10 protein-coding genes are annotated in these 13,343 nt (G+C 52.8%); 4 read left to right on the forward strand and 6 right to left on the reverse strand.

Translation table 11 applies throughout. From position 1 onward, the window contains the following. Positions 1-27: 27 nt before the first annotated feature. The 4 genes from FYJ73_RS09645 to FYJ73_RS09660 all read left to right on the forward strand — a co-directional run bounded on the left by FYJ73_RS09645 (position 28) and on the right by FYJ73_RS09660 (position 4,378). Complete coding sequence (locus tag FYJ73_RS09645) at positions 28-837, forward strand: hypothetical protein (RefSeq protein ID WP_154534513.1); 810 nt, start codon at positions 28-30, stop codon at positions 835-837. 67 nt (positions 838-904) lie between these two features. Continuing rightward, positions 905-1,684, forward strand: a complete 780-nt coding sequence (locus FYJ73_RS09650) for a GIN domain-containing protein (RefSeq protein ID WP_154534514.1) — start codon at positions 905-907, stop codon at positions 1,682-1,684. A 26-nt stretch (positions 1,685-1,710) separates the two neighbouring features. Further along, positions 1,711-2,067: a GntR family transcriptional regulator gene (locus FYJ73_RS09655; protein WP_154534515.1), complete on the forward strand. Its 357-nt coding sequence runs from the start codon at positions 1,711-1,713 to the stop codon at positions 2,065-2,067. A 43-nt stretch (positions 2,068-2,110) separates the two neighbouring features. Further along, positions 2,111-4,378: a TonB-dependent receptor domain-containing protein gene (locus tag FYJ73_RS09660; protein ID WP_154534516.1), complete on the forward strand. Its 2,268-nt coding sequence runs from the start codon at positions 2,111-2,113 to the stop codon at positions 4,376-4,378. A 122-nt stretch (positions 4,379-4,500) separates the two neighbouring features. On the opposite strand, the gene FYJ73_RS09665 is transcribed toward FYJ73_RS09660, so the two are convergent. The 6 genes from FYJ73_RS09665 to FYJ73_RS09690 all read right to left on the reverse strand — a co-directional run bounded on the left by FYJ73_RS09665 (position 4,501) and on the right by FYJ73_RS09690 (position 12,980). Next, positions 4,501-5,211, reverse strand: coding sequence for a response regulator transcription factor (locus FYJ73_RS09665; RefSeq protein WP_154534517.1), 711 nt, complete (start codon positions 5,209-5,211; stop codon positions 4,501-4,503). An 82-nt stretch (positions 5,212-5,293) separates the two neighbouring features. Further along, positions 5,294-6,733: a sensor histidine kinase gene (locus FYJ73_RS09670; RefSeq protein WP_206081758.1), complete on the reverse strand. Its 1,440-nt coding sequence runs from the start codon at positions 6,731-6,733 to the stop codon at positions 5,294-5,296. 137 nt (positions 6,734-6,870) lie between these two features. Beyond that, positions 6,871-8,967: an outer membrane beta-barrel family protein gene (locus FYJ73_RS09675; protein ID WP_154534519.1), complete on the reverse strand. Its 2,097-nt coding sequence runs from the start codon at positions 8,965-8,967 to the stop codon at positions 6,871-6,873. A 307-nt stretch (positions 8,968-9,274) separates the two neighbouring features. Then, a complete protein-coding gene (locus FYJ73_RS09680) occupies positions 9,275-11,818 on the reverse strand; it encodes an outer membrane beta-barrel family protein (protein WP_154534520.1) in 2,544 nt (847 codons plus the stop codon). 2 nt (positions 11,819-11,820) lie between these two features. After that, the gene (locus FYJ73_RS09685; protein ID WP_154534521.1) at positions 11,821-12,492 is read right to left on the reverse strand and encodes a DUF4974 domain-containing protein; all 672 of its coding nucleotides are present in this window, start codon (positions 12,490-12,492) and stop codon (positions 11,821-11,823) included. Continuing rightward, entirely contained in the window at positions 12,489-12,980 is a 492-nt protein-coding gene (locus tag FYJ73_RS09690; RefSeq protein WP_154534522.1) for an RNA polymerase sigma factor, read from the reverse strand. Before FYJ73_RS09690 ends, FYJ73_RS09685 begins: the two co-directional genes overlap by 4 nt. Positions 12,981-13,343 lie beyond the last annotated feature (363 nt).

Consider the following 13,343-nt stretch of genomic DNA (forward strand, 5'->3'; position numbering starts at 1 on the left):
ATTATACACTATACATTATACATTACTATGTCACGATTTCTGCAAGTGCTCCGTTGGGAGCTGCTGCTCAGCAAACGTCAAATAGCCACCATGGCCCTGACTTTCTTCGGCCTGGTTGTCATTCCACAGATTCTCACGCTCGTCTTCAAGTCGTCGTCGAGCAGTGCCTACACCATGGGCATCATCAGTTCCGTAGCGCTGTCTGCCTATCTGCTTTGCAGCGGTGCGCTCATCTTCTCCAGCCTCCGAAGCCGTCAACAGCGCATCAACAACTTCATGCTCCCTGCCTCCAACAAAGAGAAGTTCATCGCCCGCTACCTCGTACTCGTGGTTGCCATGCCGCTGGCCGCCATCGCGGGTTTCTTTGCCGGCGACGTGCTGCAATATCTCATGAGCTTGATGATCAACAGCGACGCGGCACAGTGGGCTACCAGCGCACTCACGGAAGGCCTCAACAACGGCAATGGCATCTTCCATTTTTATACCAATCTCAATGGCGACCCATCCCCCGTTGAAGGCTTCCTCGTGATTCTCTTAGGAACTATCACGCAGCACGCCTGCTTCCTGCTTTTCGGCAGCATCTACCACAAGCATCCACTCGTGATGGCTGTCCTTACGTGGATGGGTCTCGGCATCGCGCTCCTCATGCTTGGTGCTTTGGCAGCGAACCTTCTCTCTGAATTCATCAACAGTGGCTACACGATCATCCTTTACGACGCATGGTGGAAAGCCCTCTACTTCGTAGTCAGCATCGCCCTCATCATCTTCTGCTACTGGTTCGCCTTCCGCCGCTACACCCGTCTGCAGGTCATCAACAACCAATGGATCAACAAATAAAAGGCAACCATTTCGTTTTGTAAGACGATGCTCAGCAACATCTTTCAATCATTAAAAAAGTATCACCATGAAAAAGTTAGCATTTATGTTTATCGCCCTTGTGGCCATTCTTTCTGTTTCCGCTTGCCGTATCGAGAAAGTTAACAACAGTGATGAGCCCACGAAGTCCTATACCCTCAACCTCCGCGACTTCCAAAGCATCAAGAACTACACAAGCTGTGACATCCACTTTACGCAATCCAACACCTACAAGGTTGTACTGAAAGCTACTCCGCGTTGGTACGCCACCCATACCATCACCTCCAGCCATGGAGAGCTCGTCATCACACAGAAGGAAGAACGTAAGCAGAAAGGCATCACCGTTCTCCACATCAACACCTACGAAGACGATGCCGAACTGTGGATCAGCGCACCCTCACTGTCCGATGTCTCCACAGCGGGAAGCGGCGACTTCTATGCCGAGACTGACATCACTGGGCAGAACCTGACGCTGTCCATCGCAGGGAGCGGCGACAGCCACCTGAAGAACGTCACACTCGCCGACAACCTCACCTACACCGTTGCCGGAAGCGGCGACATCGAGACCGGCACGCTCCAAGCCAGCAACGCCTCGTTCAGCATCAGCGGTAGTGGCGATATCAAGAGTAAACTCGCTAAGGTAAAGACGACCAAGCTCACCATCGCCGGCAGTGGCGACGGCAGCCTCGACTTCGACCACTGCGGCCATGCAGACATCAGCATCTCGGGAAGCGGCGACATCGATCTCTCCGGAACACTGCAGTCGCTCGAAAAGAGCGTATCGGGAAGCGGTGACATCGACACCGACAGACTGCAACTTGGCAAATAGCCTCACCTTTCATAACACTCACGTATATGGCATTCAACAATGATAAAGCCATCTATCTGCAAATAGCCGACCGCCTGAGCGACGAGATCCTCGCGGGCGTCTACAAAGCTTTCGACCGCATACCCAGCGTGCGCGAATATGCCGCCACGCTCGGCGTCAATGCCAACACGGCGGTCAAAGCCTACGACCAGCTCGCTCAGGAAGGGATTATCTTCAACAAGCGCGGCCTCGGCTATTTCGTAGCGGAAGATGCGCAGCGACACATCAAGCAGACACGGCGTCAGACGTTTCTCAAGACCGTCCTCCCCGAGTTTGCCCGCCAAATGAAGCTCCTCGACATCTCTTGGGAAGAGCTCAAGGAAGCGGTAGCCTCTGTTCAGTAAGACGCTGCTTTGCAGCGTCCCACCAAAAAACAATAGCAAGACAATGAAAAACAATATCAAAGGCAAGCAGGCGCTTGCCATCACTCTCCTTTCGTTCTCCCCTCTCGCCGCCCTGGCCCAGGCTCCGGTCAACACCGCCGACAGCCTCAAGCTCCAAGGCATCCACGACAGCCTCGACCTGCAAGGCGTAGAGGTGGTGGCGCAAAAGCCCGTCGTCAGGATGACGACCGACAAGATGACCTACAACGTACAGCAGGACGCCGACGCCAAGACCATGACGCTCCTCGACATGCTGCGCAAGGTACCTATGGTCACCGTGGACGGACAAGACAACGTCACCGTGAAAGGATCCTCCAACTTCAAGGTCTATGTCGACGGCAAGCCCAACCAGATGTTCCAAAACAACTTCTCACAAGTGGCGAAGTCGATGCCTGCCTCCATGGTGAAGAGCATCGACGTCATCACCTCTCCGGGTGCCAAATACGATGCTGAGGGTACCAGTGGCGTGCTCGACATCAAGCTGGTGCACCAAAGCGGACAACCCAACAGTGACTGCAGCAACTGCTACAACGGCAATGTCGAGCTATCCCTCAGCAACAAGGGCGAGCGTGCCAATGCCTACATCGGCGGACAGCATGGCAAGCTGACCTACAGCGCCATGGGCATGTTTGCCTGGCAGGACTTTGGCAACCTCAAGGTGACCAACACCCGTCTGCAACAGACTTCTCTCGGTGAGTCGCTGCAGACCACAGACGTGGAGTTCAAGCAGAAGCATCCCTTCTCTTTTGGCAACTTCACCTTAGGCTACGCCCTCGACTCTTTGAGCACCATCAACGTCAGTGCCGGTGTCAATGGCGGCTACACCAACCAGAATATGCAACCGCGCAACTCCTTCTCGGGAGGCCCTTACGGCAATGGCTTCAGCTATGTCTACAATTCCAACCAACGCAACCGCTTTATGGGCGCCAATGCCAGTGCCGACTATCAGCGGTGGCTCAACGCTGACCATACCTCATCGCTGACGCTGAGCTATCTCTTCGACTACAACCCGGCCCGTAACCGTACATGGACTATATATAATAATGTGTCGGGTGTGACGGGACTCACCCTTACCGATCTCTTCTCCGACTCACGTACGTGGGGCACCAGCCACACCGGACAGGCAGACCTGACCTTGGACCTTGGCAAAGGACAAACGCTGGAGACGGGCACGAAGTTCATCAGCCGACACAACAAGAGCGACAGCCGACTCTACGACATCGTTGACGGTAACGACGTGCTCAACGACGCCGGCAGCATGCTCTACCGCAACTTGCAGAGCATCGTGGCAGGCTATGCACAGTATAAGCTCACCAAGGAGAAGTACAACGCACGCCTCGGCCTGCGCTACGAGCATACCTTCGAGAGCGTGAAATATGCTGAGCACAGCGACCGCAACTTCCATAAGGACTATGGCAACCTCGTGCCTTCGGGAAGCATCGGCTACAACATCACACCGATGTCCAACCTCGGTCTGACCTATACCATGCGCATCTCGCGACCGGGCATCAGCCAGCTCAACCCTTACACCGACCGCACCGACCCGACAGCGCTTACCTACGGCAACCCGTCACTCGCCGTGGTGAAGTCGCACAACGTGACGCTGGCCTACAACTTCTTCATGCCGAAGGTGATGTTCAACGTCAGCCTCAGCCACGACTACATCGGCAATGAGATAGAGAACTACCAGTTCGTGGATGCCGACAACAAATACAACAGCACCTACGCCAACAACGGCAAGAGCAGAAACACCTACGTGGATGCCTTCATCCGTTGGGCAGCCTGCAAGAACTCCACGCTGATGCTCAGCGGCAACGTGTCTTACGGTGACTGGAAAGCCAAAGAGTTGGACTATCACAACTGGGGATGGTCAGGCAACGCCTATGTCGGACTGGAGCAGCAACTGCCATGGAAAATCAAGAGTTCATTCGGACTCTTCGCCCAAACACGCCAGTACAACCTCATGGGCTACAACAGCGGCATGCAGTTCTTCAACGCCTCACTCACCCGTACCTTCCTCAAGGATCGCTTAGAGCTCTCGGCCCGCTATGCCAACCCGCTCCGCAGCCACCTGATCATCAACCAGCACAGTGCCGGTGCCGACTTCAGCAACCATACCCACGTCTCCATCCCCCTACAGGTCTTAGCCCTGTCAGTGAAATGGAACTTCGGCAACACAAAGAAGCAGTTCGGACAGTACAGTTCGAAGATCAACAACGACTTCAACGACTCACAAAAGAAAGACTCACCGACAAGCAAAATGGGCATGTAGTCCATCCTACTCTATTCAAAACAGCAAGAGCATCCATGGTCTGAAAACGCTCAGACTATGGATGCTCTGTTTGTTCCTTCAATTTACTTTTGTTATTTCAAAGGCTATGAAACAAAAGCTCGTCAAGTGATGATGAGCTTGTAACCGATGCCACGCACATTGACGATGCGCAGCTGCGGGTCACGCTCTAAGCGATGGCGCAGCTTGGTAATAAACACTTGCAGGCTGCGCCCGTTGAAAAGCGTATCGTCGCCCCACAAGGCTAAGAGGATGGCGCGCGACTCCACCACCTCATTGGCGTGTTCTGCCAACATCCGCAGCAACTCGGCTTCGCGGTGCGACAGTTCTTCCACATGTTCCTGCCACGCCAACTGTTGTGTGACGGGATTGAAGCGATAGCTTCCGATGTCTATCCAGCGGTCACCATCTTCCGACTCCGATGATGAGGACTGACGATAGAGCTGCTGTCGCTCAGCCAATCGGCTGACACGCGCCAAGAGTTCCTGCAGACTGAACGGCTTCTTCAGATAGTCGTCGCCACCCATCTTGAAACCATTGACCACGTCGTTGACCGATGAGCGGGCGGTGAGAAAGAGCACCGGTGTCAACTTGTCGTGCTCACGGATACGCCTCACCATCTCAAAGCCGTCCATACGCGGCATCATCACGTCAGCGATCAACACGTCGGGCTTGTCGGCAAAAAACGCACGCAGTCCTTCCTCGCCGTCAGCAGCAAGCGTCACACTCATGCCCATAGGCTCCATCGTGTCCTTCATGATCATGGCCAACGATGCCTCGTCCTCGACCAACAATACTTTTATCTTTTGCTCCATCGTTTCTGTTTTTTCTATACAACTTTGTAGAAGATGCGGCGTCACGCCCCATACATTACACGACGGGTGCCGCACCTCCTACTTATTGACCGAACATCAATATGAACTCCGTGCCTTTCCCCAACGTACTTCTGACGCTGACCTCGCCACCCATGCGCTCCATGATATTGCGCACGTAATAGAGCCCCAGACCATAGCCCTTCACATCGTGAAGGTTGCCCTGCGGCACACGGTAGAACTTGTCGAAAATATAGTCCAGCTTCTCCTTGGCAATACCGATACCATTATCTGCCACGGTAATAACCCCATCAGACAGACTGATGGTAATATCAACCGTGGTTCCTGAGTATTTCAAGGCATTGTCTATGAGGTTGCCTAACACATGCTGCAACTGAGCCGCGTCGGCAAATACCATAGGATGGTTGTCGCCACCTACAATATGGAAAGCCACGGGCTTATCGGTCTTCAAGCGATACTCCTCAACAAGGCTTCCCACTATGGGCGACACATCGACTTGCTGCATATCGAGCTGCAATGTCGTGCGCCGTTCCATGGTCATCTGAAGGATCTGCTCCACGAGTTGTCCGAGCTTCTTCAGTTGTTGCAAGGCTATCTTTAGGTATTCAGTCCGCTTCTCTTTCGGCAACGACTGACCAAAGTTGAGCAGTGCATCGTTGGCGGCGTATGCCACAGAGACCGGTGTTTTCAACTCGTGCGTCATGTTGTTGACAAAGTCGCTCTTCATCTCGTCGACAGCTTGCAACTCCCGGATGGTACGTCCCAACATCCAGAACACCATTAACAACAAAAGGATGACGACCACCGATAGGCCGATGACACCCTCCATGTTGCTAAGCACGATCCACCCCAAGGGTACACAAAACACGCGGTAGCTAAGCGTATGACCGTCTACGTCCCATTGCAACCGGGCAATCTCCACAGCGTGGTTGTGACTGTAGCCAATCCTTTCTGTATGCGTAATCATCCGATTGTCTTTCCACAGTTCTACCTTCATTGTTCCTTCCATACCACAAGCGGCCATCTTCGCGTCCAGCAGATTATAGAAAGTAGCCACGTCCGGTAGGGCAGCGGTGTCCACCACCTCATGCAAACCTCTACGCATCTCTTTGATGATGGAGGCGAAGGGATGGGATCTGGCAGTGTCGAGAGATAGTATTTTCTCCTTTCCGTTCTTAGCACTGTCAGATTTCACGACCTTGTATTTCTCTATCGTGGTCTTCTTGACAACGTTTCCTTTCCGTTCGATACGTATCGCTTTCCACAACGTTTCCTGGTGTTTATCCTGATCACCAATGGCATACTCTGCCGTCATCTGCTTATGGTAGAGCCGCTGACCTCGGATCAGCAGCTCTTCATAGTCGCATTCGGCGATGGCGTCATCAAGTTGTTGGCGCATCCGTGCGTGCTGCATGTTGTACTGTCGGAAAAGCCAAAAACACAGCAGGCCGATGACCGCCGACAGTGCTATGGCAATGGCGATAAGGTTTCGTTTCCACTTCATACACGCAAAGATAACACTTTTTCTGCTTATTTCCGGCCCTTCCTTCTCTATAATGTGCCGCAGTGAGGGTATGGCACAGTTCTGTAAGATGCTGCTTTGCAGCATCCGCCCGCTTTGCAGCATCCTCCTGCTTAGCATCACTGCTTGAACCGCGCCGTGTCTACCTCTTTGCTCTTGTCCTTGTATCCTCCGAACCTATAGACCAGCGACACGCCCACCTGCCGGTAGCACGAGAAGTCCATCTTCATATTCTGGTTGCCGAAGCGGATGACAGGGTCGATGACGGAAGTCTCAAAGAGGTCGTTGCAGAACACATGGAGCGTGGCACGCTTCTTCCTGAAGATATATTTCAGTCCAAGGTCGACATTGCCCGAAGAAGGCAGATCGTAGATTGCCTGATGAGCCTTGGAGCGTATCATGCCGTCGAGATTGAGATAGAGATGGTTGGGGACAAGGGTGAAGTTGTTGCGCAGGCTGGCCATCACCCAAGCGATGTCGCGGTTGAAGGGGATGTCGTAAAACGCCGAGCATTTCTCCTTCATCCACACACCGAGAACAGTAAGACGGCTGTCGAGCCAGTTGCCGAAGCGCTGAGGCACGGAAGCCTGCAAGCCCCACTGCTGCGAGTAGTCGAAGTTGAGAAACTTGTATTGCACGGTCAGCCGATCATGGCGCTGGTAAGGTGTCTGCGTGAAGTAGTCATCGGTGTAGTTGAACCATGCCACGAACTGGTATTTGTTGTGCAGCACATAGACCAACTGTGTCTGATAGTTGCTCGAAGGCTTGAGGCTCGGATTGCCCACCACTTCGTTGTAGCCGCCATTACTGAACGACGTGAAGTTTTGCAGTGTCCAATAGTCCGGGAACTTCTTGTCGCTACTGACGTTGAGCAGAAGCATGTGGCCGCTGCTGGGCATGTAGGTCAGCGAGAGCGTGGGATAGACATTCCACTGATGCCAGGCCGGTGAGTGATAATATTCGGCAGCCAGCGAGACCTCGAAGTCGAGCTTCTCCCCTATCTTGCCGTTGGTACCAGCATAGACGTTGACGATGTCCTCGTTCTGGCGACTGTATGAATTGGTGGGACTGGCGGCGGTGTTGCTGCCCGTAGGCAGAAATGTCTGCCAACTGTGGTCATTGGTCAGACTATAGCGCACGCCGTAGTTGAGTCCCCATCCGCCCGCAAGGCTGTGCTCTTGTCCAAGATGGAACTTCCAGCGATTGATGCGCTGGTGCTCGTCGGTATCGAAGTGGAGCTCACCCGTAGGCAGCGTGCTGATGAGATGCTGTGTCGAGGGCGTATTATAATAGGTGTATTCCACGTTGACCTTCGTGCCTGTAGGCAACTGGTAGTCGAGCATCACGTCGTGCATGGTCTTTCTCGTCCGATAAGCATTGGTCGCCATCACGTTACCCGTCACGTCTTCGCGTGCGTGTTCCGTGTCGTAGTTACCGGTGTAGCTCAGACTCAGCCGATGATTGTCGGTAAAGGCATAGTCAAGTCCCATACGCCACAGATGCTCGTGATCGCGGCTGCGCTGCGCCTCGTGCGTCTCAATGTCGTGTGTCGTCCCGTCGTCAAGATGATGGAGCGAAGTCTCGTCCGTTGTTCCGTAGGTCTTGCCATTATTGTGTTGATAGTTCACATCGAAGTCGAGTTTTCCTTTATGATAGACCAGTCCGGTCTTTCCGCTCCACATCGCCTCGTGTTCCTGGTTCCAGGCTCCCGTGAGTTCTCCCTGCCATCCGTCGGGCTGCGAACTGTCGGAGGCGATGTCGAGGTTGATGCTCGCTCCACGCACCTCGTAGCGGGCAGGTGTGGTGTACATCACTTCGGCATGCTTCAATCTGTTAGCGGGAAGACTCTTCAGCAAGGCATTGAGTTGAGCGGCATCCATCTGATAGTGCTTGCCGTTGATCAGCACGTTGAAGGCATTGCCTGCAAGTGTGAGCGTACCATTGTTGTCAGTCACGCCGGGGATGAGCTTCAGCGCGTCATAGACATTGTCAGCGCTTTCTTTCTTAAGCAGCAACGGCATATCGTAGGTCAGCTTGCTGCCCACCACCTTCACGATAGGGCGCTCGCCTTTGACCATCACCTCTGGCAGGGCGTGGATGATGCTGTCCATACGTAGTGAGTCGGCAGAGCTTGTGGCTGTGCCCGCTCCGTCTGTCTGCGCATAAGCAGCAGTCGCTGCCATGCAGAGCATCAGTATCATTACCTTTCTTTCCATCTCTCATTAGTTTTTCTCACTGCAAAGGTAGGCCGAAAAAGCAAGAGTCCCAAGCCTTTCGGCTTATACATCCTTAACGCCAAGGCTTAAATAGGCTTAACATCATTGCGGTGTTACGCCAGTTTCTCTACAAAGCATAATCCATAAATCGTAATTAAAACTTTCCACAAATATAGCGAATTTATAAATTACGATTTATAAAAAGACAGGAAAGAGCCAAAGTTTTAGTTATGATTAACAAAGTAAGGCTATGCCGCACGATGAACATGTGGCATAGCTTTTATAACACAAGCTTCTTTTGGCATTCTCACAGTCTATTTTTCTCTTCACTACCTGCGCGTATGCCTTTGTAACGGCTGCGTACAGTATTGAAACTGTAAGTGAACTCAATACCCACGCACTGTGTACTGTCGTATTCTTTGAACTGAGTACGGACGTTAATGCCTCCATAGGCCGTCATCTCCTTGTAATTGGTGTGGAAAATATCGTTGGCATAAAGCGAGAGTTGAATATTCTTACTCTTTAGCCACTGTTTGGAAATACGGAGGTCTACACTGGCCACCGTCTTAGTTATAGCTACATTAGACTTGTTATAAGGCGTGAGGCTCGCAGTGATGTTCGCTGTCCAGTTATAGGGCAGTGTGAACGTGTTGTCAAGTCTGAACTGCGTACAAAGTCCATTCCAATAGTGCGTGATGCCCATGGGAGCCAAGTCGGCATCTGAGAAAAAGAGCCTAGCGGTGTAGTTAAGATGCCAAATGCCTAAGGTAGGCGAGGTATTAAGTGTCACCCCGTAGTTTTGTGTCTTTGGCGTGTTGCGGTAGTCTGTGATGATGACGCCGGGATGACTCACATCGTCGTAAGCCGTTTGAAAGGTGCGGAATGAGTTTTTGATATAAGCGTAATAGGCTTCCACCGTCATCCATTTCCATACTGTCGTCCACGAAAGATAATACGTAGTCATGGGTTGCAAGAAGGGGTTGCCCGTATCGTACTCGTATTTGCTACGGTAGTTCACCGAGGACGACATGATCGAATAAGGCGGATTGTACCGGTATGTGGCAAATGCTAACGAGTGCTGCCACCCGTCGTCAGCATAGCTCATTGATAATTTGGGGATAAGCACATGATAATCGTGGCTTAGCTCGTCGTCTTTCTTACCATCCACATCATAGCGGTTGTGTTCGTTCTGAAGCCTCAAAGAAGCCGAGAAATTCAACTTCTTGCCAATGGGGAGCGCATAGTTTGCATAGAGTGACCAGATAGCAGTGCGTTGCCGGATATGAGTGTCAGCAGAAAATCCGCTCTGTGTGAAATCTGCTTTTCTGTTGGTATAGGAAGTCTCTTCACCGAAGGAGAACGTTCCAGCGGGCATCGGCGCCGAGACCGTGAGCTTCTCGGCCCACAAGTTGCTCCTCGTGCTCGTGTTGCTACTAACCGAAGAGTCGTCAGTACCGCCGGCCATATCCATGTCAGTGTGGCTTCCATAGTAATCGGCACTGAAATCGATTCCCCACTTACCCAATCTGCCCACATAGTAGGTGTTGACGCTGTTAGCCAAATTAGGTTTCGACTTGGTGACGCTTTGATTGTCGTCATCACTGAAATGCTCACCATTGCGCCACACCTGCTCTGTCTTTGTGATGGTTCTTTTTCCCTTGACAGTGCCTGTGGCAGAATAGGTAAGGCCAAGCGAATGCCTGTCGTTGATTTCCCAGTTCCAACCCACATCACCGTAAATAAACTTATAATCATTTCTCCACTTGCTGCGGCTATGGTAGTCCCATGTGTCGGTAGCCTTTAATTGATCATTAGACGTGGCCGTGATACGGCCTTTGCTATCTGCGGCATTGGCACGGATAAAGAAGTCCATGCCATTACGCAGACGGTAGTTGAGCGAAGCATTAGCTGTAGCAAGCATCCCTTTGCTTTTCCCAAAGTTTCCCCATAGGCTTCCGCTCCAGCCCTCGCCTTGCCGGCGAACGGTCTTCAATCGGATAACGGATGTCACGTCGGAGGCATACTCCGCACCAGGGCGTGTGATAATCTCCGCTGACAGCACCTCAGCGGATTGCAGTCGCTCCAGTTCGCTGGCATCGCGCACCAGCTTGTTGTTGATGTATATCTGCGGAGTGCCATGTCCGGCCACAGTGCCGTCACCCATGACAAGGGGCAGGTGCTTGATCATCTCTTTCGCTGAGCCGAATTGCTCTAGTTGAGAACCTTTCACCATTACACTCAATCCGTTTGGCGAAGGCTTGTAACTGAGCTTATGCCCCTGTACCGTCACGCCTTTCAGCGTATAGCGGTCAGCTTGCAGGCGTATTGTGCCGAGATCGGGCGAGGCGGCAGTCCACAGCTTAGACTTGTAGCCCACATAGGTCACCTTGGCGATGACGCGCCGGGCATTGCAGGGAATGACGAAATAGCCACTCTCGTTGCTCACGCCACCGGCAAGAAACGAGGAGTCGGCGGGCGAGCGCAACACCACGTTGGCATACTCGGCGGGCTCCCCCTTGTCGTCGACCACGCGGCCTTTGTACCTCAACACTGTCTTCTGCGAGCACTCCACGTTGATGATGCTGTCGCCCACCATCGTCATCGAGATGGGATAGAAGCCGATGAGATGGCGGATGGCCTCGGGAATGGTTGCGCCCTTGATTGATGCCGTCACGTGAAAGTCTTCCAAGTCGTTGTAGATGAAGTTGATGGTGTAGCGATGGGTCATGCCACCGAGCTGCTGCAGGGCCGTGGGCATCGTCACGTTGCGGAAGTCGCGGCTCACACGCTGGGCACGGACTTGGACGGCACCTAACAGGAGAATATATAATAATAGGTATATCTTTCTCATAGCTATTCTACGTTAAGGGTGTCACCATTACGTGTAATGGAAATCTGCTGGAAGCCGTTGAGGATGGCAATGTTGGCATCAACGGACTTAGCCTGGTCCCACTCAAAGTGCAGGCGGATGGCCTTGGCGGTTGCGGTGCTGTAGACGACCTTCAATCCGTAGTACTGCCCCATCGCAGAGAGGATGTCGGACAAAGTGGTGTTGTCGAAGACCTTGACAACGGGCGCCGGCTTCTTCGTCTCCTGCTTTGGCGTAATGCTGTCGGCGGTGGCGGTGGTGTCACGCAACGCCGCTGTGACGGGAGCGTGCTGCGCCACTTCCGGCTTCTCTGCGGCAAAAGGACTTTGAATCCAGCCCAGCCGTGTCATAGCGGCAAAGGTCACACCAGCAAGGAGGACACAGCCGAGGAAGACAGCTGCCACACGCAGCCAGCGGGGAATGCGATGGCGGGAAAGCGGATGAGAGCTCTCGGGATGTGACTGGCTGAATGCTTTCCATGCTTTTTCCACATCGATGTCTTCGTCTTCGGCCCGCTCTTTCGCGAGGGCACGTTTCAACTGGGCAAGCGGTCGGGCATCGCGTATGATTTCACAGAGCTCCTCGTCGGTGTAGTGTTCGGGGTGCTCCTGTGCGTCAAGGAGACGCTTGATTTTCTCTTCGTCTGAATAGTTCATGGCTCCGGGGTATTGATGTTTTCTTTCAACACTTTGACGATGTGCGACAGATGTTTCCACACGGCGATGCGGCTCGTGCTCGTCTCGGCGCAGATAGCTCTATAGTCCTTGCCGTCGAGGAAGCGCAGGGTGAAGAGGTGCAGTTCCTGTGGTGAGAGCAGTGTGTGGGCGAGTTGGCGCAGCTGTTTGAGTCGTCGCTCGTCGTCCAGCCAGTCATCACCGTCGTGCAGTTCGTCGGTATAGAGGCGGAGAATGCGCTCGCGGTTGCTCTTATCGCGCAGCCGTTTCAGACAGCGGTTGCGTACGGCCACCATCAGGTAGCCTTCGGCTGAGACGGGTAGCAGCTCGGTGTCGCTCTCCAGTAGCTGGGCGAAGACCTCGCTCACTACGTCCTCGCTCTCCTGCCCATCGTAGAGCAGGGAGCAGGCCACGGCATACATGTGGCGGTAGTGCTGGCGGAAGAGCTGTTCAACGTGTTGTCTGTCCATCGTCTGTCTTGTGTTTTTTTATTATCAATACCCTTCAGCGAAGAGAATGTTAACCCCCCGCGCTAAAATTTCCCGTTCAACTTGATAAGCATATTTACAAAGATACTCTTTTTCAAGCACACAGAAGACCGAGCCCTACGCTTTTTCGCATGTTAGGTGCAATTTTCTCCCCAAATCCACCAGCAGAGCTACCAAAGCTAAGGCCACCTTCCCAACCTACAATTGATGACAGGAAATACTAAAAAGATGCTCTTTTTCAACAGAAAATGATGCTTTCGTTTGGCGGAAAGACTATTTATACCTAACTTTACTGAGGAATAGAATGTAGGGCAACGGCATAGTTGCCACTCATCAGTAACACAT

The sequence above is a fragment of the Hallella mizrahii genome (genome assembly GCF_009695775.1).
In the GTDB taxonomy this organism is placed as follows: domain Bacteria; phylum Bacteroidota; class Bacteroidia; order Bacteroidales; family Bacteroidaceae; genus Prevotella; species Prevotella mizrahii.

What these genes read in the sequence shown, in the direction of transcription:
- FYJ73_RS09675 (WP_154534519.1), bottom strand. Translation starts at nt 8,967, where the DNA reads ATGGAAAGAAAGGTAATGATACTGATGCTCTGCATGGCAGCGACTGCT.
- FYJ73_RS09670 (WP_206081758.1), bottom strand. Translation starts at nt 6,733, where the DNA reads ATGAAGTGGAAACGAAACCTTATCGCCATTGCCATAGCACTGTCGGCG.
- FYJ73_RS09690 (WP_154534522.1), bottom strand. Translation starts at nt 12,980, where the DNA reads ATGGACAGACAACACGTTGAACAGCTCTTCCGCCAGCACTACCGCCAC.
- FYJ73_RS09685 (WP_154534521.1), bottom strand. Translation starts at nt 12,492, where the DNA reads ATGAACTATTCAGACGAAGAGAAAATCAAGCGTCTCCTTGACGCACAG.
- FYJ73_RS09680 (WP_154534520.1), bottom strand. Translation starts at nt 11,818, where the DNA reads ATGAGAAAGATATACCTATTATTATATATTCTCCTGTTAGGTGCCGTC.
- FYJ73_RS09650 (WP_154534514.1), top strand. Translation starts at nt 905, where the DNA reads ATGAAAAAGTTAGCATTTATGTTTATCGCCCTTGTGGCCATTCTTTCT.
- FYJ73_RS09660 (WP_154534516.1), top strand. Translation starts at nt 2,111, where the DNA reads ATGAAAAACAATATCAAAGGCAAGCAGGCGCTTGCCATCACTCTCCTT.
- FYJ73_RS09665 (WP_154534517.1), bottom strand. Translation starts at nt 5,211, where the DNA reads ATGGAGCAAAAGATAAAAGTATTGTTGGTCGAGGACGAGGCATCGTTG.
- FYJ73_RS09655 (WP_154534515.1), top strand. Translation starts at nt 1,711, where the DNA reads ATGGCATTCAACAATGATAAAGCCATCTATCTGCAAATAGCCGACCGC.
- FYJ73_RS09645 (WP_154534513.1), top strand. Translation starts at nt 28, where the DNA reads ATGTCACGATTTCTGCAAGTGCTCCGTTGGGAGCTGCTGCTCAGCAAA.